Genomic DNA, 20575 nt, shown 5'->3' with positions numbered 1-20575 from the left:
TATTTATGCCTGAATATAAATCATTTATTCTAAATCCTGAAACGGCACATTCCCCAGAATTGCTTCACCAATTTTTATTGGCTGAAGTAGGAGCAAAGCTATTAAATTCATGTCAGTATCGTATTGAAAAAAAATCTATTGATGCGCGTAGCCGTCAATTAAAAGCTAATGTAAAAATTGGATTTTATCCAATGGAGCATGATTTTTCATTTGATTTATACTCACGTCAAGTAAGAAATAAACTGAAATCAAATGCACCTTCCGTACTAATCATAGGTAGTGGACCGGCTGGATTGTTCGCCGCATTAACTTTAATTAAATCAGGAATCAAACCGATTGTAATTGAACGGGGAAATAATGTACGTGATAGAAGAAGAGATTTAGCTGCAATCAACAAACATAATGTGGTTAATTCCGAAAGCAATTATTGCTTTGGAGAAGGTGGCGCTGGGACGTATTCTGATGGTAAACTTTATACACGTAGTACGAAGAGGGGGGATATAGACGCTGTATTAGAAACATTTGTAGCTTATGGGGCCAATAAGAATATACTTTATGAAGCGCATCCCCACATCGGAACAAACAAACTTCCAGGAATCATCTCTGCCATGCGAGAAGCAATTATCGAATCTGGCGGCGAAGTCCATTTCAAAGAAAAAGTAGTTGACATATTGATCGATAATTTTAAGGTAAAGGGAATAGTCACTGCAAGTGGTAAAGAATTTCAGGCTAACCAACTAATCTTAGCCACGGGTCATTCCGCCAGAGATATTTTCCAGCATCTAGTTGACAAAAATATTAAAGTTGAACAAAAACCCTTCGCAATGGGAGTGCGTATTGAACATACGCAATCATTAATTGACACATGTCAATATAAGTTAACTTCTCGTCCAGAATATTTACCCCCTGCTTCATTTAGTTTAGTAACTCAAACCAAGTATCATGGTATTCAACGAGGTGTCTTTTCATTTTGCATGTGTCCGGGTGGTTTTATAGTACCTTCCGCGACCGCACAAAATCAGGTTGTAGTCAATGGTATGTCACCATCACGACGAGATTCAAAATATGCGAATTCAGGCATTGTTGTCAGTATCGCACCAGAGGATTACAAAGATTACCGAGATTATGGTGAGTTGGCAGGAATGTACTTACAAGAACAACTAGAACAAAAGGCAAACGAATTAGCTGGAGGAACCCAACAAGCAATTTCTCAATTAACTGGAGACTTTATTAAAGGAAAAGCCAGCCAAACTACAAATCAAACATCGTATATACCGGGATTGATTCCGGGGGATATACGATCATTTTTGCCTGATTTTATTGCTGAACCGCTCGCACTAGGTTTACAAGATTTTGATCGAAAAATAAAGGGCTTTAGTAGTAATTTAGGCCAATTGATTGGCCTGGAAAGTAGAACTTCATCCCCTGTAAAAATACCTCGTGACCCCATAACTTTAGAACACCCCGAAATATTTGGATTCTATCCATGTGGTGAAGGTGCAGGCTATGCAGGAGGAATTATGTCTGCTGCAATAGATGGAATAAGATGTGCTGAAGCCATCCAAATTAAGCTAAAACATGCATAATCGATTTGAAAAAGTTTTAGGATTGATAAATCAAATTCCCGATGCTACTAGTATAAAGGAAAATGCAAAACTAGCCTCTGTCGTAATTTTGCATTTAAATGATCAAGAATTAGGCAACAGGATTTTATTTATCAAACGCTCACAATATGATGGGCATCATAGTGAACAAATGGCTTTTCCAGGAGGAAAGAAAGATCATTCAGATCCGGATCTTCTTTACACTGCGCAGCGAGAAGTTAAAGAAGAATTAGGAATTGATATTGATACATCTGAGCTAAAATCATTAAATCCACATTGGATACCAATTTCAAATTATTGGATACAACCTTATTATATTGAAATAGATAAAAAGCTAGATTTTACTATTAATAAAAGAGAAATAAATCGTATTTTTGAAATACCTGTATCCTTTTTCAAGGACCCAGACCAATTAAATTTTCATGAAATTCATTATAATGGTGAGCCAGTTGATTCACCGCGATATGCTTATGAAGGTGAAGATATTTGGGGTGCAACAGCATTAATCATTTACCAGTACATTAAATTAATTGATTATAAATTAACATGAGCGAACAAATAGAAGGCGAATTACAGAATCAAATTGCCGTAGCAGGAATGTATGAAAATTGGTTCTTAGAATATGCCTCTTATGTTATTCTTGAACGAGCGGTACCCGCAGTTGGTGATGGTTTAAAGCCAGTACAAAGACGTATACTTCATGCATTAAAAGAAATGGATGATGGTAGGTTCAATAAAGTTGCCAATGTTATTGGGCAAACCATGCAGTACCATCCACATGGTGATGCTTCCATCAATGACGCATTAGTTAATCTAGGTCAAAAAGAATTATTATTCGACTGCCAAGGTAACTGGGGAGATAATCGTACAGGGGATAGTGCAGCGGCAGCTCGTTATATCGAGGTTAGACTTTCAAAATTTGCGAATGAAGTTGTATTTAACGCGCAAACAACAAATTGGCAGTTGTCGTATGATGGTCGAAAAAAAGAGCCAATCACACTCCCAATAAAATTTCCATTATTATTAGCTCAAGGTGTAGAAGGAATTGCTGTTGGTTTAGCGACCAAAATTATGCCTCACAATTTCTGTGAAATATTACAGGCTTCCATTGATTTATTGAATAATAAAAAGGTAGAATTATTGCCTGACTTCCAGTTTGGTGGATTGATGGATGCATCAAATTACAACGATGGATTACGTGGAGGAAGAATACGTGTCAGAGCGCGCATAGAAGAATTTGACAAGAAGACATTAATCATTAAAGAAATACCTTATACAACTACCACGACTTCCTTGATCGACTCAATCATTAAAGCGAATGACACAGGGAAGATTAAGATTAAAAAGGTTATTGATAATACAGCTAAGGATGTTGAAATCCAAGTTCAATTAGCACCAGGAATTTCTCCAGATGTAACGATTGATGCACTTTATGCATTTACTGATTGTGAAGTTTCCATTTCACCCAATGCCTGTGTTATTGTTGAAGATAAACCTCATTTCATCGGTATAGCTGAAATATTAAAAGTTAGTACTGCACAAACAGTTGACCTACTTAAACAAGAACTAGAAATTCGTAAAAACGAATTAATGGAGCGCTTGTTATTTAGCTCCTTAGAAAAAATATTTATTGAAAATCGGATTTACCGTCAAATTGAAGAATGTGAAACATTTGAATTAGTCATTGAAACAGTTGACAAAGGATTAGATCCATTTAAGAAGGACTTTTACCGTGAAATAACGGAAGAGGATATATTGCGCCTACTTGAAATTAGAATCAAAAGGATCTCAAAATTCGACAGTTTCAAGGCTGATGAATTAATGAAGCGCCTTCTTGAAGAATTAGCGGAAGTAGAAGATAACCTTGCTAATTTGGTTAGATATGCAATTAATTACTTCAAAAACTTGCTTCAGAAATATGGTAAGGGGAGAGAACGTAAGACAGAAATTCAAAGTTTCAATACGATTTCGGCTACTGTGGTAGCAGCTGCTAATCAAAAACTTTATGTAAATAGAGCTGACGGTTTCATTGGATACGGCCTCAAGAAAGATGAATACGTAATGGATTGCTCGGATATAGACGACATTATTGTATTCAGACAAAACGGTACTTGTGTTGTTACAAAAATTCAAGAAAAAGTATTTGTTGGCAAAGATGTACTCTACGTTTCCGTATTTAAAAAGAATGATGATCGTAAGGTATATAACCTAGTTTATGCCGACGGTAAATCTGGAGTTTCTTATGTGAAAAGATTCAAAGTTACATCAGTTACGCGCGATCGCGAATATCGGGTAGTTGGCGCTGATGCTAAGTCTAAAATAACTTATTTTTCTGCCAATGAAAATGGTGAGGCTGAAGTAATCAGCATCAGCTTAACGGCTAATTGTACTGCTAAAATCAAACAATTTGATTACGATTTTGCCAAATTGGCCATCAAAGGAAGAGAGTCGCTAGGAAACGTATTAACTAAGTATCCGGTAAGAAAAATTATACAAAAAAGTGCTGGAGTTTCTACTTTGGGCGGTGTAGATATTTGGTATGACCCTACTATTGGTCGTTTGAACAGAGACCAACATGGTGACTACATTGGTAATTTCCAACCGACAGACTTAATACTAAGTATTTACAAGTCAGGCAATTACGAGCTAACAAATTTTGAATTGACAAATCGCTATCCAGCAGAAGAAATTCTCTATTTAAAGTTATTCAATCCCAATGGGATAATTTCAGCTGTATATTTTGATGGTGCCAATAAGTCCCATTTTATAAAGCGGTTTAAGATAGAAACGTCAACAATTGACAAAAAATTCCTATTTATCTCTGATCATAAAGCATCTAATTTATTAGCAGCTTCTGATAATTATTCACCAAATGTTCAAATCAAACATAAGCCAGACGGGAAAACCAATGAAATTTTGCTTGTTCCAATTGATGAACTGGTAGAAGTAAGAGGATGGAAAGCAATCGGAAGTAAATTGAGTTATACTAAATTAGTTGACATAGAATTTATTGAAACAGAGGCACAATCACCTGAACCGGTAGCTATTCCAATTGTAGAAAAGGCGGCAGCAATAGATCCAGAATCTACTATTGAGGAAATTATAGAGGAAGAACCGGATTCTGATACAATTATTGAATCGGAACCCACTGCAACTGTTGATGTTGAAGATATTCCACTAACCATAAAAGGGGAAATTCTTAAGAATGAAATCGAGGATATTCCGTTGGAAATTAAAAACTATTCAACAGATGCGATACCCAAAGAAGCAAATAAAGGTGAACAGTTAGGTTTGTTTTAATTTAAAACCATGAACATGAATAATCCCAAAGTATTACGTGCCTGGGCTTTTTATGATTGGGCTAATTCAGTTCATTCGCTAACAATTACCTCAGCAATTTTTCCAATTTACTTTCCAATTGCTGCAGTTATGGCAAATAATTCAAAGGAGATCAATTTCTTTGGATTAGAACTGGTCAATACAGCCGTATTTTCATATACCATTTCAGCTGCGTTTCTAATATTGGCAATCTTAATGCCGCTATTATCTGGTATTGCCGACTACCAAGGCACGCGTAAGGGTTTTATGAAATTCTTTTGTTACCTAGGCTCCATAAGCTGCATGATGCTTTTTTTCTTTGAAAAAGGCAACTACTACATTGGAACCTTTGGATTCCTTTTTTCAATTATTGGTTGGGGTGGAAGTATGGTTTTTTACAATTCCTTTTTACCGCAAATCGCAACTCCTGATCGATTTGATGAATTAAGCGCGCGTGGATTTACGTACGGTTACATTGGCAGTGTTATTCTACTACTGCAAAATTTATCTATGGTTCTAATGCCTCAATGGTATGGCAATATATCTGGAGATTTAGCCTCTAGAATATCTTTTCTTAGTGTAGGGCTGTGGTGGTTCGTATTTTCACAAATACCATTTCATTATTTACCAACAAGTAATTCCAATACTAAGAAAGAGAGTTTTTGGCTAGGTGGTTGGAAAGAATTATCCCACGTTTATGCTGAAATAAAACAAAATGAAACAATACGTTCCTTTTTGTCTAGTTTCTTTTTATTTAACCTTGGTGCTCAAACAGTCATGTATTTAGGAGCCTTATTTGGTTCTGAAGAATTACATTTGCCAACGGATGCATTAATAATAACCATCTTACTTATTCAATTAATTGCCATACCTGGCGCTTATTTTTGTGCGAAACTGTCATCAAAAATTGGGAACATTCAAGGGTTATTTTTAATTGTTTGCGTTTGGATATTAATCTGTGGTTTTGCCTATACCGTGAAGAACCAAATGAACTTTTATCTACTTGCCAGTGGCATTGGTTTCGTCATGGGAGGAATTCAATCCATGAGCCGAGCAACATTTGCTAAGTTATGCCCAGCAGGAGAGAAAGACACAGCCTCATATTTTAGTTTTTATGATGTCTGTGACCGCCTATCCACAGTATTAGGAACTTTTATTTTTGGTTTAATAATTCAATTAACTGGAAATATGCGTAATGGTATTTTGGTACTAGGTGTTGTATTTATGCTAAGCCTCTATTTCCTTGTTAAAATAATCAGATCAAAATCTAATTCGCTTATATTGGGATAATTGAACGGTTATTTGCAGATTTCCATGAGATAGGAATATGACCCAGAATCTCTAATTGCAAAGCTTTAATAATCGCTTTTCTAGAATATGATTTAGCATGAACTAGCGATACTTCTCGAACTGGAATGGGAGAGGGCAAGTTGTGAACCTTTTCTTTCAATTTGTTATCTATATAATCTAAAAACATCTGTGGAATTATCGTTTGGCCAAATCCTAAATCGGCCAATCGAACTATCGTTTCTAAACTACCAGTTTGATACGTTAAATTTGCGCCCATGTGTGAGCCGGCCTTTATATTACAAATTGAATTGACTTGATTACTTAAACAATGTCCTTCTTCTAATAACCATAATTTAGCAGGATCTAATTCAGATTTAAGTTTTGATCCATCATCTTCCCACACATTGGAATAAAGAAATAGTTCCTCATAATATAGGGGCAACTCGACAAGATCACTTTGAAGTGGAGTAACCAAAATTCCAATATCTAATTTGCCTGAAGCAAGATCACGCTTAATGTTTTCTGTTGTCGTTTCAGAAATACTAATATCTAAATCAGGATGCTTAATTTGAAAATCAGCTAAAAATTTAGGCATTAAATAAGGTGCAATAGTTGGTATTACACCTATAGCCAAATGACCATTAACGGAATTAGACCACTCTTTCGTCAAAGAGAGAATAGATTTACTTTCAGCTAGAATAATTCGAGCTTTACTAATTATATCTAACGCTTCAACAGTAGGCTCTAGAGGTTTGGCTCGCCTATTAAACAAAGTCAAATTTAACTCATCCTCCAGTTTTTGTACTTGCATACTTAAACTAGGTTGTGAAACACAACAAAAGTCAGCTGCTTTTGAAAAACTTTTAAGATCAGCAAGAGCAACAATATACTCTAGTTGCGTAATAGTCATATTATAATTTTTACTTATACAAATATAAAAAATATAGATTTGATTGATATTATTAGAACCTGCATATTTGCACCATTATTTTAAGAAACATATAAACAAACATAAAAATGGCAAATTACATGCTAGGCTTAGGAAGCCAATTCCCTACATTTTCAAAAACTGCAGTTGTTTCTTTAGAGCAAGGAAAAGAATTCGCGACCATTACTTCTGAAGATCACAAAAAAGACGGAAAGTGGTTAGTCATGTTCTGGTGGCCAAAAGATTTTACTTTTGTATGCCCTACAGAAATTGCTGAGTTCAATCGTCGTGCTGGTGATTTTACTGATCGTGATGCTTCGTTAATCGGTGCTTCTACAGATTCAGAATTCGTTCATGCTGCGTGGAGAAGAGATCACGATGATTTACGTGGACTAAAATTCCCTATGTTAGCTGATACTTCAAAAAGCTTAGCTGAAGAATTAGGAATCTTAACAGAAGGCGAGAAGGTAGCATACCGTGTAACTTATATCGCTGACCAAGATGGTATTATTCGTTGGGCTTCTGCCAATGATTTATCAGTTGGACGTAATGTAGACGAAGTATTGCGCGTTTTAGATGCTTTACAAACTGACGAGCTTTGCCCATGTAATTGGAAAGCTGGAGACGCTACATTGTAATCATTCTTTTAGCCCCAGGATCACCTGGGGCTATTTAATTCAACAACCATGAGTGAGACAAAAGACAACTTATTGGCAGAGATAAATATCCCTGCTACAGAATCTTTCGCACTTTTAGATGCGTTAGATGCGGCTGATCACCGTTATATTAAAGATCTTAAGATAAATGTTTCAAATGCATTACGTGCACAAACATTAAATGAGAAGGAAGCTATCTTGTTGGCGCTTGCTGTTTCTGTTAATCAAAAACACGAAAGAACAATTAGTTCCTTAACGGAATTGGCTACGAGTAAAGGTGCGTCGGAAGCAGAAATCAATGAAATTCATGCGTTAGTTTCTTTACTTAATGCGAATAATATTTTCTACCGATTTAAGCATTTTGTAGATAAGGAGTATTATAATACAGCCCCAGCTGGAATTCGCATGTCTATTATGATGAATCCTGTTTTAGGAAAGGAATTTTTCGAATTAGCGAGCTTAACTGTTTCAGCGATAAATGGATGTGAAATGTGTGTGAAATCACATGAAGTTTCAGTGAAAAATCACGGAGCTACAGAAGCAAGAATTTTAGATGCGATTCGATTAACGGCTATCATTAAAAGCTTAATCGTATTGTTATAGTTCGTACCTAATTATTATAAAAAAGGCTAATTCGGATAGAATTAGCCTTTTTTAATTTCACTTACTAAGTTATTGAGTTGAAGACGGAATTTGGTTAATTCCTTAAAAGATTGCCAACAAACCTTTAGCAATTTCATATGCCGAATCGAAACTTCACCTGTTTCGCGTTCTTTATGTAAAACAGGAATATTAAACAGTTTTTGACCTGATTTCTTTGCTAAAACAGACAAAAATATATTAGGGGCAAATGGTGTCTGATGAGGTAAAGCATTTAATAACTTATTTAAAAAAGAAGTCCGAATTAATCTAAAAGGAATGTTGGCATCATGTATATAAGTTCCATAAATGAACAACAATGAATATTTCAAAATTCGAGTAATCAGGAGTCGAAACGGGTCATCGTTGCGAACCTCGCGGAAACCTAACACAAAATCCGACTCATTTCGTTTATCCCAGAAATTTTTAAAATCACTTGGCACAAATTGATCATCCGAATCTGTTTGGAATACAAAATTTGGGTTCATTTGAACAGCCATTTGATAGCCATTGAAAATTGCATTTCCGTGGCCACCATTTAATTGATGTTTAGCAATCAAATTAGGATATTGATCTGTTAATTCATCCAGAATAACTCCCGTTTTATCCCGAGAACCATCGTTAATCACTAGCAATTTAAATTGATCCTTAGGTATCACTTCAGCAATTCCATTAATCCAATGAGGTACCACTTCATGAATACATGCTTCCTCATTATAGGCTGGAATTACAATAACCAATTCTAAAGGACTTTCCATTAAATACGATTTTTAAAACGATTGATAGGCTTTTCAATAAAAAACCAAGAAAAACTAGCTAGGATTATCACGATAATCACACTCAAAACAAACTTTATAAGAATAAAATTAGGCAATTCTACATTAAGATTTGGCAGGAATGTAGCTAAATAGCCAATAATAGTATTTCCCTTTTCATGATAATAATTATACACTACATTATGATACAGGTATATACCATAGGAAATCTGACCAATATATGAAACCCATGAAAACGTTAAAAAACGACCTAGCATCCAGGATCTCGATCCGATTGCTTGGGCAATTAAAAAGAACGAAAACAAACCGGCAAAAAATCGTTCGAATACAATTGCCCATATGTTATCATGTGTATTAATTGATACATGGCTTAAATAAAGTATCCCAACAAAGGCCAATAGACTTATTGGCAGAAAATAGCTTCTTGAAACAAGGTTTACAAATTGTTCATTTTTGTAATGATACAAATAAGCTAAAATACCCCCTAAACCAAACGAATCAATGGCAGCCAAAGGATTCACATACGATATCATCCAAAATGATTCTTTGACTTCATGTGAAGCCAAAAGAAAAAAACTAAGTCGACTGCCTATTCCTATCAATAGCATCCAAATCAACAATCTAGGATATTTTGCTGCTGAAATAAAGAATATAAAATAAGGGAAAAATAAATAATACTGCTCTTCTACAGCCAAAGACCATAAATGATCCCAAACACCCATCCAGCGATTATGAAGAATAATGTAGAAATTAGGTGTGTAGCTGATTAACCAACCAGCGATTTCAGAAAAATTTGACAAGGAAAAAATGCCGCCAACGGCTAAGAGCAGGAAATAGATAGGAAAAATACGTAAAGACCTACGGTATATAAATCGCACCATTTTGACAATAGGCGAGGAGTGATGAGCCCGACAACTATCCGCATTCTCAAAAAGAATTCGTGTAATCAAAAAGCCACTTAATACAAAGAACATGACCACCCCCAAATGACCAAAAAATGAAAATGGATTAATCGGTATAAGCCAGTGATCAATTAATACAAGAAACACTGCAATGAAACGAATCCCATTCAACTGTTCAAAATATACGGGCTTACTTGAAATCATTCGTTAAAAAATAATGTAAATTCAACACGTCTGTTCAGTCGACGCTTATCCTCCAATACACTAGAAGAAACCGGTTTCGTTCCACCCCAACCTTTAGTTTGAATGCGCGAACTTTCTATTCCTTTAGAAATTAGATACTCTTTAACTTTAATAGCTCTGTCAACAGACAATTGTAAATTTTCATTCCAATCACCCTGCAAATCTGTATGACCTTCAATCAAGATATGATAAACAGGATTATCTTGTAAAATTAAGACAATTCCATCTAAAGCTTCAAATGATTCTTTTTGTATGTCAGCTTTACTTTGGGCAAAATTCAAGGTTGGTAATTTGAATTGTTTGTTAATCTCTAATGGCATCAATGAAATGATACGATTTAATTCCATGTACTTAGATTCCTTCCGAAAATCAAATTGTTCTCTTTTAGCTAAATAACCTTTTGATTTAACCTCAACGACAAAAGGCTTTTTGGTTGGCCACATAAATGAAAAATCTCCTAAATAAGGATCATATTCAACCGCCATGGTGTCAGAACTAATCGTTGACCTAACAACAATCTTGGCATTCATAGGATTTTTAGAGGTTGCGTCAACTACCTTACCGGCAAACTGTACCAAAGTCTGAGGTTTTACCTTTTCTGGAATTTTAATCCGATAAATATCCTCAGCCCCCATTGAATTCTCCACCGAACTAAAATAGGCATAATCACCTTGCGCTGAGACAGAAAAATAACCATCCCATTGGTTGGTATTTACTACAGGTCCTACATTTTCTGGTATCGACCAATTCAACCAAGTATCATCTAATCTACGGGTTAAAAAAATGTCATTATTCCCATAGCCAACGTGCCCACTGGAAGAAAAATACATAGTCACTCCATCAGGTGCAATAAAAGGTGTAGACTCTGATTCACCTGAATTAACATTGGGACCAATATTTTTAGGCTCCGTCCACGTATCATCTGACTTTAAAAATGACACATAAATATCTTTTCCACCATAGGAATCTTTAGTCTCTGTAGTCATCAACAGAATTTTACCATTCGGCGCTAAAGTATATTCAGAATATTCTGATTTATTTTTAAAATTTTGGATTCTAATTGGCTTAGGGAAACTCCAGTCTCCTGTTCGTAACTTAAAGGATAAAGAAACTCCTTTTTCCATTTGACCATCCTTGCCATAGACATTATTTAATAACATGGTTTTACCATTGGGCGAAATGCCACAAACGGCATTATTCTCCTCATTATTTATGGGGGCAGGGAATAAACTAGCTTTCATCCATTTCTTATCATCTCCCAGCTGGGACACCCAAATATCCTGATTTTTTGCGCTACCTAAATTTTCAGGGTGCTTCCAACGCGTAAAATAGAGTGATTTTCCATCCGGACTGACTACAGGACATATTTCATTAAACTTGGAATTAATTGCGAGCCCTAAATTTTCCTTAACTAAGGAAGCATTGGGGTCTTTTTCTAAAGCTATACTAGCTTCAATAGGCTTATCATCATCCGAAATAGCTATGGCATCAATTTGACTAAATCCTTTAACCCGTTCCGAATTCAAGGTAATTTTAATCGATTTAACTTTAAATGGAGTTAATGCATTTAGCTTAATTCGAGTAATCTGACCATTCGCCTGTGCATAACTGGGTGGCAATTCTCTTAATAGGTAAAGCTTATTATTTTCATCAAAAGCTTCAATTCGCGTTAAAGATCCCGCTCCAAAATTCTCAAAAACAACAACTTGTTTAATCTGTTTTACCGTATCAAAAGAGACAATTAAGTATTCTCCTGAAGGGCTATCTGGAGTCAAAGACTGCCAAGCGCTGGGTGTATTTCCAAACTTAGGGTATTTACTTGGCCTACCTAACGCATGAATTGCTCGATATTCCTTTCCCAACAATTGATCGGTATACTCACTTGAAAATGCAATAATTTTACTTGCCCATTGAACAGATTGCCCGTGGGAAATAAAATTCGCAAACATAATTACGCCAATAAAGAGTACTTTCCGAAGCCTCATATAGCCTAATCCGCCAAATGGAGTAATTGAGAAATAGTTTCTTGTGGATTAGCAGATGAAAAAACAAAACTTCCAGCTACAAGTACATTGGCCCCAGCTTCAATTAATGACTCAGCATTATTTAAAGCAACACCGCCATCAACCTCTAAATAAATAGAACGGCCAGTTAACTGAATCATAGATTTCGCTTCGCGGACTTTATTCACAGCATGAGAAATGAATTTTTGTCCACCAAACCCAGGATTTACAGACATAATTAAGACAAGATCAATGTCATTAATTACATCTTTTAATAATGAAACAGGTGTACCTGGATTAATCGCAATACCCGCCAGACAACCCAGATCTTTAATCTCTTGAATAGTGCGGTGAATATGAGGACATGCTTCCAAATGTACCGTGATCATATTTGCACCCGAGTCTGCAAATTGCTTCAAGAATCTTTCCGGTTTTTCAATCATTAAATGAACATCCAAAAACTTAGAGGTATGTTTCTTAATTGCCTGAAGTACAGGAAAACCAAATGAAATATTAGGAACAAAAACACCATCCATAACATCGATATGAATCCATTCCGCTTTAGATGCGTTCAGCATCATAGTTTCTTTTTGTAAGTTGGCAAAATCTGCTGCCAATACCGAAGGTGCTATAATCAGTTTGTCCATAATACAAAGGTATGAAATTTATTTACTAAGGTTTATTTCTCCCACGAAACGAGTTAACTTTGCCACATTAAATTAAGGCTATGGATATTCAGTCGCGCATGCAGGAATTGGTCGTACGCATAAACCAATATAATGAAGCCTACTATCAAAATAACGAGAGTTTAATTTCGGATCAGGCATTTGATGAATTAATGCATGAACTCCAGCAATTAGAACTTCAAAATCCTCTTTTTGCTCTTCCAGATAGCCCAACTCAACGCGTGGGCGGAACCATCACCAAAGCATTCAAATCCGTTATACATCAGTTTCCAATGTTATCCTTGGGAAATACATATAATGAGGAAGATTTACGAGATTTTGATGAGCGAATTAAAAAGACATTGGGTGATGAACCCTATGAATATATATGTGAGTTAAAATTTGATGGAGTAGCCTTATCGTTTTGGTACGAAAATGGACGCTTAATTAAAGGCGTGACACGTGGAGATGGGACAAGAGGGGATGATATCACGGAAAATGTTAAAACAATCCGTCGTATTCCACTCACTGTAAATTCAGAAAAATTCCCAAAAATATTCGAAGTTCGTGGGGAAGGATTTATGCCAATTAGTTCCTTTGAAAAAATTAATGAGGAAAAAGTTGCAAAAGGTGATGCTCCCTTAGCTAATCCTAGAAATGCCGCTTCAGGCACATTCAAAATGCAAGACTCAGCTGAAGTGGCACGGCGAAACATGGATTGCTTTATATATTCTTTTGTAGGAAATGAAATACCATTTCAAACGCATGAGGAAGGGTTAAATTTAATGAGCCAACAAGGTTTTCCGGTATCGCCAACATGGCGAAAATGCGCTTCGGTTGATGAAATACTCGCTTACATCCATGAATGGGATGAAAAACGAAATGATTTACCCTTGAATACAGATGGTATTGTCATAAAAATTAATGATTTAGGCCAACAAGAACGCTTAGGATACACAGCCAAATCACCTCGTTGGGCCATTTCATTTAAATATCCATCCGAGATTGCCCAAACCAAAATAGAAAGCTTGTCGTATCAAGTAGGACGCACTGGAAACATTACTCCCGTGGCAAATTTGCATCCAGTATATCTAGCAGGAACAGTCATTAAACGGGCTTCGGTTCATAATGCCAATGAGATCCAACGCTTAGATCTACATGAAGGAGATAGTGTATTTATCGAAAAGGGTGGTGAAATCATCCCGAAAATCACTGGTGTTGATTTAACTAAAAGAAGCAACGGTGCCATCCCTTTCAACTTTCCAACGCATTGCCCCGAATGTCACGGGGAATTAGTGCGATTACCTGGTGAAGCAAATCATTATTGTGTTAATGAAACAGCATGTCCTCCTCAGATTAAAGGGAAAATTGAACATTTCATTCAACGTAAAGCATTAAACATTGAAAACATTGGTGTTGAAACGATTGATTTATTATATGAAAAAGGTATTATAAAAAACGCTGCAGATTTATATGCATTAAGTGAACTGAGCTTTTGGGGTTTAGAAGGATTTCAACAAAAATCAATTGCTAACATTTTACAATCAATCGAAAAGTCTAAGCAAATTCCATTTAGGCAAGTATTATTTGGATTAGGCATTCGACATGTGGGAGCCACCATTGCTGAAAAATTGGTACTTGCATTTCATAGTCTAGATAACCTAGCAGCCGCAAATTATGACGAACTCATTGCCATACCTGAAATTGGAGATCGCATCGCGATTAGCATCTTAGATTATTTTAATAATCCAATGAATCTAGCGATCATATCAAAATTACGTGAAGCAAAGATTCAATTAGCGGAAGATCTCCAAGAAATAGTCCTAGAAGGGGAGTCCTTAGTCGGAAAAAGTTTCGTAATTTCGGGAGTCTTTGAAAACTTTGAAAGAGAAGAATTAAAAGCCAAAATAATAGCAAATGGCGGTAAAGTAGTATCAAGTATTTCGTCCAAACTAGATTATTTAGTTGCCGGAAATAACATGGGACCCGCTAAGCTTGAAAAAGCTAATCAACTGAATATTAAAATTTTAAGCGAAGAAGAATTTTTAGCTCTTCTTTCATAATGTATGCAATCTAATCAATTACCTAAATTTCATGGTGTTGCACCTGCACTCGTAACACCGATGTTAGCAAATCGTTCCATCGATTGGAATGGTTTAAAGAATCTTATCAATCATGTTAGTCAAGGTGGTGTTGATTACCTTGTCGTTCAAGGTACTACAGGGGAATCCGCTACAACTACGGCTGATGAAAAGAAAAAGATTGTAGCGACCATCCAAGAGAGTAATTCCAGAAATTTGCCCATCGTATACGGTTTAGGCGGTAACAACACAGAAAGTTTAATCAACCAAATTAAATCAACCGATTTCGAAGGTATAGATGCTATACTTTCAGTTTGCCCTTATTACAATAAGCCAAGTGCTCGCGGCGTTATTGCACATTATCAAGCAATTGCTGATGCGTGTCCAGTTCCTGTAATCATGTATAATATTCCAGGCAGAACAGGAATTAATATGTCGGCAGAAACCGTATTAACATTGGCTGAACATAAAAATATCATTGGAATAAAAGAAGCTTCATGTATCATTGAACAATGCATGGAAATAGCTTTTCATAAACCTAAAGACTTTCTTTTAATTTCAGGCGATGATGTTCAGGCCGTTCCCATCATATCCATCGGAGGTGTAGGTGTTATGTCTGTTATTGCTAACGCATTTCCAGCACAATTCACGGCAATGATTCACGAAGCTTTGGCGGGAAATTTTGCCACGGCTGCAAAAGCATTAAAAGGATTTTTAACGATTGATCCATTCTTGTATGAAGAAGGCAATCCAGTGGGCGTAAAGAAGATTTTAGCCTTACAAAATATAATGCAAGACCAAGTGCGTATGCCTTTGGCATCAGCATCTGAGGGATTAGGAGAGAAATTAGCCCAAATTATTAAACAAGAAAACTTAAAAAACTAATGTTCGTACACATTGTAAACTTTTGGTTAAAAAAAGGATTATCTAAAGAAGATATTCAAAAATTCGAGGCAGGAGTAAGTTCTTTAGCTGAAGTAGATACGGTAGACGTATTCAGTGTTGGAAAACCTGCAAAAACGGACCGACCAGTCATTGATCGTTCCTATGATTACTGTCTGTTAACTACATTTGAAACAGAAGCTGGACACGATGTATATCAAACACATCCCATTCATTTGAAATTTATCGAAGATTGTGCATCACTTTGGGACAAAGTACTTATATATGATTCAGAATCCATCTAAGTGGGCCTTAGGCCTTCTGCTAATTACGGGGATATCATGCTCCAAGCACATACAACCAAACACATATTACAGTCCTGACTTTAAAAATGGGGGCGTCGAAAGACATGATGGATTAGGATTTGAAATACCAGTAAAGTATGCCATCGATGTCGTTTACTTCAATGAAACACCAAAACAATCCTATGAACTCATCGAATCTATTTCTATTTCTGATGAAGTTCCTTTAACTGTTAACCAAACGCAAAACGATAAAATGCTTTATCGTGGCGTCCATCAAAACAAGAAAAAAGAGATCTTAGAAAAAATGGTCTCTAAAGCAGAAGAACTTGGTGCTTCCGCTTTAATTGACGTCAAATATTCCGTTTACAGCACAAAAGATGCCAATGGATATCAGTTTACTGGTAAAGCGGTTCGTTACGTTGTGAAATAATTCGCAAGACTTCAAAATTCGAAATCAATACTTGACCTCGGGCATCCAAGAATTTCACTTGGATGCTTTTTGTTTTGCGCTCGCGAAAAGTCAATATGCGTTTATTTCCAATCGTCTGCCCATTTATTTCTTCCGCATGGCCTGCCACATCTGTTAGTTTAACCGAAAACCGTTTAACTCTTTGGCCTAACGAAATAGGCTCTTGTAAAACAATGGCATTCACAATGACTGAATTTTGAGGGGTAAATGTAATTGTGGGCATGGTATCTTTTGCGTCAGCCGCCCAAAATGAACGTTTATTCACATCGCGCACAAACGAAATAGGATGCCCATTTACACGAGAAGAAGCCGTAATTTCATCTGACGATTTAATCAAATTAATCAAACTTCGATCACGTACCTGTTTAAAACCAATCATAGACGCCGAGTCATTGGGATGAATTAATCCGCGTGTGTCTACGGGAATATTTAGTAGTAAATTGGCATTACGACCCACAGAAGCCACATAAATCTTCATTAATGAATCCGGGCTTTTAACTTTATCGTCTTGTTCAGGATGGTAATACCAACCTGGACGAATACTAACATCCACCTCAGGAGCAACCCAATGTTTTCCATTTTCTTGTCCTTGACGATAATCATCAAATTTTGGATAGCCCGGATAAATTTCTTCCCGATTCAGCGGTGACCACATCGTTTCATAAGCATATCCTCGTTCGTTACCTACCCAACGAATATCTGGGCCACTGTCTGAAAACTGAACTGCCTGAGGTTGATACGTAGTAACCATAGAATGGAATAATGGCCAATCATACACTTGCTTCTTTCCATTTGGACCTTCTCCGTTAGCACCATCATACCAAAATTCGAAAATGGGACCATATTGAGTTAGCAATTCCTTCTGCATATTGGCATAAACCTGATTATAGGAATCCGTACCGTAATCAGGATGGAATCGATCCCATGGTGAAAGATAAATACCAAGTTTTAACCCATGACGTTTACATGCATCAGCTAATTCCCTAACAACATCACCCTTACCATTTTTCCAAGGAGATTTAACAACCGAATGGCTTGTATATTTTGACGGGTATAAAGAAAACCCATCATGATGCTTTGCTGTTAAAATCAAACCTTTCATACCCGCAGCACGCGCAATTCGTGCCCATTGATTACAGTTAAGTTGGGTTGGATTAAACAGTTTCGGATCTTCTTTTCCTTCTCCCCATTCCACATTCGTGAACGTATTCATATTGAAATGAATAAATCCATAATACTCTAATTCCTGCCAAGCCAATTGCTTAGCTGACGGAATAGGGTACACTGGCTTGATTTGTTGGCCATATATACGACCTGCAGAAAGCATTAAAACAAGAAAAAGAATCCGCTTAGTTACCATGATATAAAATTGAATTTTCGAATAAAACCATTGATTGATTGGGAATAGCTCTGAATAACGGATTAAAACCAAACCATATATAACGACCAGAACCCATCGAATAACTGGCCATCAGTAAGCTGTTTGAAACTTTAGATTTAACCTTGCTTCCCATAAATCCAAAATAGTTTGGCTTTTCATTTGTTTGAAGAATCGCTTTCCATTTTACATTCGGCTTGACCAATCGTTCTGCCTGATTAATAAGCAATAGGGAGGCTTGATTTACTCGAAAACCCAATGGATGTGTTTTCTCAACCTGAACTTCCAATAAATTACCCGTTAGTGTCTTCGAAATTTCATGTCGTTCAGCATCTTCGTATGCCACTTGAACTTCTGTTGAATCCGTTAAGTCTTTCTCTTTTAACACTAAATCTTTACCTATCAAACTACCCGAATTCTCAAAAAGAATTACTTGTCCACCCTTACGCACATAATCATCCAGTAACGTTTGTTGCGATTTTGACAAATCAATCGACTTAGAATTGGGGAAAATAAGATGTGAATAGGCCGATAAGTTTGCCTTGAATACCTGATACATTGGAATAAAACTTGGATTCAATTGCATTTGCTTGGTCAAATAATATGCCAATTCCCCTTGTTGGTTTACATCAAAAGATCCATCCACCACAACAGCAACATGACTTGGTTTCAGATGAATAAAATGCTCAGATCCTAAATCAGCTCCTTCTTGAGAACGATATGAATTTATCCCAAACAATGACACTTGAGCGCTAGAAGCTAATTGATTTAAGCGTTCCCAAGTACCACGTTTCTTTAAAACCCAAAGGTGTCCAGGTTCAAAAGTCTGACCTTCAAAACCCACTTTTTTATCATTAAAAACAACTAAATAACCAGCCTTTAGTAATGAGTTTACAAAAACAGAACTTTGAGATGAAGGCTTGAAGACATAAGCTAAATGATTTTCTTGGAACTGATTCTCGACGAAGCGCGATTCGCTGTAGGCAGTTGAAGAAACTTTTTCTTTTAGGCCATAAGCGCGTATTCCATGAATTTGAAATAAATTCCAAGCCGTAATATCATACGTTAATGAATCCTCTAAAACAGGTGTTGGATCTAATAAAGCTTGAATCATAGGTGCTGCCGATTGGTAGGCAGATATTAATAGATCGCCCGCAGATGCCTTTATGGGTACATTTTTTTGTTCCTGATAGGAGAACGCATTAGCCTGAAAGTCTTTATCTACTTGACCCACGCGAACACGATTTCGATTCAATAAGCGAAGCAACTCGGAAGATTTAACGACTTCAGATTTAGGGATCAAATAACTTTTATATACGTTGGACGGATTAGTACGTGCATTCGTATGATTCTGATAAAAGGAATTTTTGACAGACTCACTATTAGTTAAGGACCAACCCACTAAGTTCACAGCTAATTGACGATGATGATTTACTCGGTCCATGAATCGAATCGTATCAGCATTAGATTTTTGAGCCTGTAATCCACCTCGAATTCCACCTTGTTCCAGCGTCATACCTAATGCTCCATTTAATACTGGATAGGTATCGCCATAACCAGGATAAAACAAATCATACACCTCGGACGTGAAATATGGCCATTTTTGTTGGTCGAATAGCTGGGCAAATGATTTGCCAACACTCAATTGCAATTCCTTCGTGGTTGACGAAATAAAGTTCAAATAAGGTTTAGCAGCAGGAGGGAAGTAATAGGAATGCTGGTAACTCTGCTCATGAAAATCTGCATGAACCATAGGTAACCAGGACTGAAAAATTGACATGCGTTGCTGTGTTTCAATTTGTGTTTGCCAAACCCAATCACGGTTTAAGTCAAATGAGAAATGATTATGCCGACCAGATACACTTCCCTCAAAATGTTCTTGATCGTTGGGATCCGCATTTCCGCCTAAGGTAAAATTACGGCGATTATATTGCGTCACATACGCATCACGTCCATCAGGATTTATACATGGGTCCATAAGGACGACGAAATCTTTCGTTGAATTGTTCAATAATCCACCATCTTTAACTAAATCATAAATAGCTCCTAAAGCAGCTTCAGATCCTGCTGCTTCATTTCCGTGCACATTAAAAGATAAGTTGATGATAACTGGCAAATCGCTTGACGGTGACTTTAGTCCTTGGATAACTTGTTGGTGCTGCTCCTTAATCGCCCCTAATTTCCCTCTCAACTCCTGTTTGGTAATAATCAACATCCCTAATTCGCGATGTTCATTTGTTTGACCGTATGAAACCCATTCCGCTATGGCAGGTTTCTGCGCTGCCACATACTTACAATAATTAACTAATTGATAATGATAGGTAAAGCGGGACCCTAGTGGATAGCCTAAAAATTCATCCGGACTTTTTAGTTGGCCCAACGCACAAAACGTAGTAATAGAGAATAAGCAGATCAGTAAAAATTTCATCATATTTA

At 36.5% G+C, this 20575-nt stretch carries 17 protein-coding genes; 10 read left to right on the top strand and 7 right to left on the bottom strand.

The annotated features are described in order from the left end of the window. The first annotated feature begins 5 nt into the window (after nt 1-5). The 4 genes from U0R10_RS03835 to U0R10_RS03820 are packed head-to-tail and all read left to right on the top strand — an operon-like array spanning nt 6 to nt 6212. On the top strand, nt 6-1586 hold the full coding sequence (locus U0R10_RS03835; protein ID WP_377982630.1) for an NAD(P)/FAD-dependent oxidoreductase: 1581 nt from the start codon (nt 6-8) through the stop codon (nt 1584-1586). After that, a complete protein-coding gene (locus U0R10_RS03830) occupies nt 1579-2154 on the top strand; it encodes an NUDIX hydrolase (protein ID WP_377982629.1) in 576 nt (191 codons plus the stop codon). The genes U0R10_RS03835 and U0R10_RS03830 overlap by 8 nt, the downstream gene beginning before the upstream one ends. Continuing rightward, entirely contained in the window at nt 2151-4904 is a 2754-nt protein-coding gene (locus U0R10_RS03825) for a DNA gyrase/topoisomerase IV subunit A (protein WP_377982628.1), read from the top strand. The genes U0R10_RS03830 and U0R10_RS03825 overlap by 4 nt, the downstream gene beginning before the upstream one ends. A 15-nt stretch (nt 4905-4919) precedes the next feature. Continuing rightward, on the top strand, nt 4920-6212 hold the full coding sequence (locus U0R10_RS03820) for an MFS transporter (RefSeq protein WP_377982627.1): 1293 nt from the start codon (nt 4920-4922) through the stop codon (nt 6210-6212). On the opposite strand, the gene U0R10_RS03815 is transcribed toward U0R10_RS03820, so the two are convergent. Next, nucleotides 6199-7122 carry a hydrogen peroxide-inducible genes activator gene (locus tag U0R10_RS03815; protein ID WP_377982626.1) on the bottom strand — a complete coding sequence of 308 codons (924 nt, stop codon included), beginning with the start codon at nt 7120-7122 and terminating at the stop codon, nt 6199-6201. The two genes, U0R10_RS03820 and U0R10_RS03815, sit on opposite strands and share 14 nt — an antisense overlap. Nucleotides 7123-7229: 107 nt before the next feature. Here U0R10_RS03815 and U0R10_RS03810 point away from each other — a divergent pair, with 107 nt between their 5' ends. Together U0R10_RS03810 and U0R10_RS03805 are read left to right on the top strand one after the other, a co-directional pair. After that, nucleotides 7230-7778: a peroxiredoxin gene (locus U0R10_RS03810; protein WP_377982625.1), complete on the top strand. Its 549-nt coding sequence runs from the start codon at nt 7230-7232 to the stop codon at nt 7776-7778. 48 nt (nt 7779-7826) lie between these two features. Then, nucleotides 7827-8399 (top strand): carboxymuconolactone decarboxylase family protein, encoded by a 573-nt coding sequence (locus U0R10_RS03805; protein ID WP_377982624.1) that lies wholly within the window; start codon nt 7827-7829, stop codon nt 8397-8399. Nucleotides 8400-8440: 41 nt separating this feature from the next. On the opposite strand, the gene U0R10_RS03800 is transcribed toward U0R10_RS03805, so the two are convergent. Genes U0R10_RS03800 through rpe form a run of 4 tightly spaced genes read right to left on the bottom strand, consistent with a single transcriptional unit; the run spans nt 8441 to nt 13006 of the window. Further along, nucleotides 8441-9193, bottom strand: coding sequence for a glycosyltransferase family 2 protein (locus U0R10_RS03800; RefSeq protein WP_377982623.1), 753 nt, complete (start codon nt 9191-9193; stop codon nt 8441-8443). Further along, nucleotides 9193-10317 carry an acyltransferase family protein gene (locus U0R10_RS03795; RefSeq protein ID WP_377982621.1) on the bottom strand — a complete coding sequence of 375 codons (1125 nt, stop codon included), beginning with the start codon at nt 10315-10317 and terminating at the stop codon, nt 9193-9195. The genes U0R10_RS03800 and U0R10_RS03795 overlap by 1 nt, the downstream gene beginning before the upstream one ends. Next, nucleotides 10314-12305 carry an OmpA family protein gene (locus U0R10_RS03790; protein WP_377982619.1) on the bottom strand — a complete coding sequence of 664 codons (1992 nt, stop codon included), beginning with the start codon at nt 12303-12305 and terminating at the stop codon, nt 10314-10316. Before U0R10_RS03790 ends, U0R10_RS03795 begins: the two co-directional genes overlap by 4 nt. 41 nt (nt 12306-12346) lie before the next feature. Then, nucleotides 12347-13006, bottom strand: a complete 660-nt coding sequence (gene rpe / locus U0R10_RS03785) for a ribulose-phosphate 3-epimerase (protein WP_377982617.1) — start codon at nt 13004-13006, stop codon at nt 12347-12349. 98 nt (nt 13007-13104) lie between these two features. Here rpe and ligA point away from each other — a divergent pair, with 98 nt between their 5' ends. The 4 genes from ligA to U0R10_RS03765 are packed head-to-tail and all read left to right on the top strand — an operon-like array spanning nt 13105 to nt 16722. Then, complete coding sequence (gene ligA, locus U0R10_RS03780) at nt 13105-15087, top strand: NAD-dependent DNA ligase LigA (RefSeq protein ID WP_377982615.1); 1983 nt, start codon at nt 13105-13107, stop codon at nt 15085-15087. Nucleotides 15088-15090: 3 nt separating this feature from the next. Next, complete coding sequence (dapA, locus tag U0R10_RS03775) at nt 15091-15990, top strand: 4-hydroxy-tetrahydrodipicolinate synthase (RefSeq protein ID WP_377982613.1); 900 nt, start codon at nt 15091-15093, stop codon at nt 15988-15990. Next, the gene (locus U0R10_RS03770; RefSeq protein ID WP_377982611.1) at nt 15990-16292 is read left to right on the top strand and encodes a Dabb family protein; all 303 of its coding nucleotides are present in this window, start codon (nt 15990-15992) and stop codon (nt 16290-16292) included. Before dapA ends, U0R10_RS03770 begins: the two co-directional genes overlap by 1 nt. Further along, the gene (locus tag U0R10_RS03765) at nt 16273-16722 is read left to right on the top strand and encodes a hypothetical protein (protein WP_377982610.1); all 450 of its coding nucleotides are present in this window, start codon (nt 16273-16275) and stop codon (nt 16720-16722) included. The genes U0R10_RS03770 and U0R10_RS03765 overlap by 20 nt, the downstream gene beginning before the upstream one ends. Here the strand turns inward: U0R10_RS03765 and U0R10_RS03760 are convergent. Further along, the gene (locus tag U0R10_RS03760) at nt 16688-18121 is read right to left on the bottom strand and encodes an alpha-L-fucosidase (RefSeq protein WP_377982608.1); all 1434 of its coding nucleotides are present in this window, start codon (nt 18119-18121) and stop codon (nt 16688-16690) included. The two genes, U0R10_RS03765 and U0R10_RS03760, sit on opposite strands and share 35 nt — an antisense overlap. Continuing rightward, nucleotides 18111-20570 (bottom strand): M14 family zinc carboxypeptidase, encoded by a 2460-nt coding sequence (locus U0R10_RS03755; RefSeq protein ID WP_377982606.1) that lies wholly within the window; start codon nt 20568-20570, stop codon nt 18111-18113. Before U0R10_RS03755 ends, U0R10_RS03760 begins: the two co-directional genes overlap by 11 nt. Between the last annotated feature and the right edge of the window lie 5 nt (nt 20571-20575).

Origin of the sequence: Aquirufa avitistagni (assembly GCF_042715545.1) — a bacterium.
Classification (GTDB): Bacteria; Bacteroidota; Bacteroidia; order Cytophagales; family Spirosomataceae; genus Aquirufa; species Aquirufa avitistagni.
Note: the sequence above shows the minus strand (reverse complement) of the source record. Positions and strands in the feature narration are given on the sequence as shown.

What these genes read in the sequence shown, in the direction of transcription:
- U0R10_RS03755 (WP_377982606.1), bottom strand. Translation starts at nt 20,570, where the DNA reads ATGATGAAATTTTTACTGATCTGCTTATTCTCTATTACTACGTTTTGT.
- U0R10_RS03835 (WP_377982630.1), top strand. Translation starts at nt 6, where the DNA reads ATGCCTGAATATAAATCATTTATTCTAAATCCTGAAACGGCACATTCC.
- U0R10_RS03820 (WP_377982627.1), top strand. Translation starts at nt 4,920, where the DNA reads ATGAATAATCCCAAAGTATTACGTGCCTGGGCTTTTTATGATTGGGCT.
- U0R10_RS03825 (WP_377982628.1), top strand. Translation starts at nt 2,151, where the DNA reads ATGAGCGAACAAATAGAAGGCGAATTACAGAATCAAATTGCCGTAGCA.
- U0R10_RS03815 (WP_377982626.1), bottom strand. Translation starts at nt 7,122, where the DNA reads ATGACTATTACGCAACTAGAGTATATTGTTGCTCTTGCTGATCTTAAA.
- dapA (WP_377982613.1), top strand. Translation starts at nt 15,091, where the DNA reads ATGCAATCTAATCAATTACCTAAATTTCATGGTGTTGCACCTGCACTC.
- U0R10_RS03790 (WP_377982619.1), bottom strand. Translation starts at nt 12,305, where the DNA reads ATGTTTGCGAATTTTATTTCCCACGGGCAATCTGTTCAATGGGCAAGT.
- ligA (WP_377982615.1), top strand. Translation starts at nt 13,105, where the DNA reads ATGCAGGAATTGGTCGTACGCATAAACCAATATAATGAAGCCTACTAT.
- U0R10_RS03770 (WP_377982611.1), top strand. Translation starts at nt 15,990, where the DNA reads ATGTTCGTACACATTGTAAACTTTTGGTTAAAAAAAGGATTATCTAAA.
- U0R10_RS03760 (WP_377982608.1), bottom strand. Translation starts at nt 18,121, where the DNA reads ATGGTAACTAAGCGGATTCTTTTTCTTGTTTTAATGCTTTCTGCAGGT.
- U0R10_RS03795 (WP_377982621.1), bottom strand. Translation starts at nt 10,317, where the DNA reads ATGATTTCAAGTAAGCCCGTATATTTTGAACAGTTGAATGGGATTCGT.
- U0R10_RS03830 (WP_377982629.1), top strand. Translation starts at nt 1,579, where the DNA reads ATGCATAATCGATTTGAAAAAGTTTTAGGATTGATAAATCAAATTCCC.
- U0R10_RS03800 (WP_377982623.1), bottom strand. Translation starts at nt 9,193, where the DNA reads ATGGAAAGTCCTTTAGAATTGGTTATTGTAATTCCAGCCTATAATGAG.
- U0R10_RS03765 (WP_377982610.1), top strand. Translation starts at nt 16,273, where the DNA reads ATGATTCAGAATCCATCTAAGTGGGCCTTAGGCCTTCTGCTAATTACG.
- U0R10_RS03805 (WP_377982624.1), top strand. Translation starts at nt 7,827, where the DNA reads ATGAGTGAGACAAAAGACAACTTATTGGCAGAGATAAATATCCCTGCT.
- rpe (WP_377982617.1), bottom strand. Translation starts at nt 13,006, where the DNA reads ATGGACAAACTGATTATAGCACCTTCGGTATTGGCAGCAGATTTTGCC.
- U0R10_RS03810 (WP_377982625.1), top strand. Translation starts at nt 7,230, where the DNA reads ATGGCAAATTACATGCTAGGCTTAGGAAGCCAATTCCCTACATTTTCA.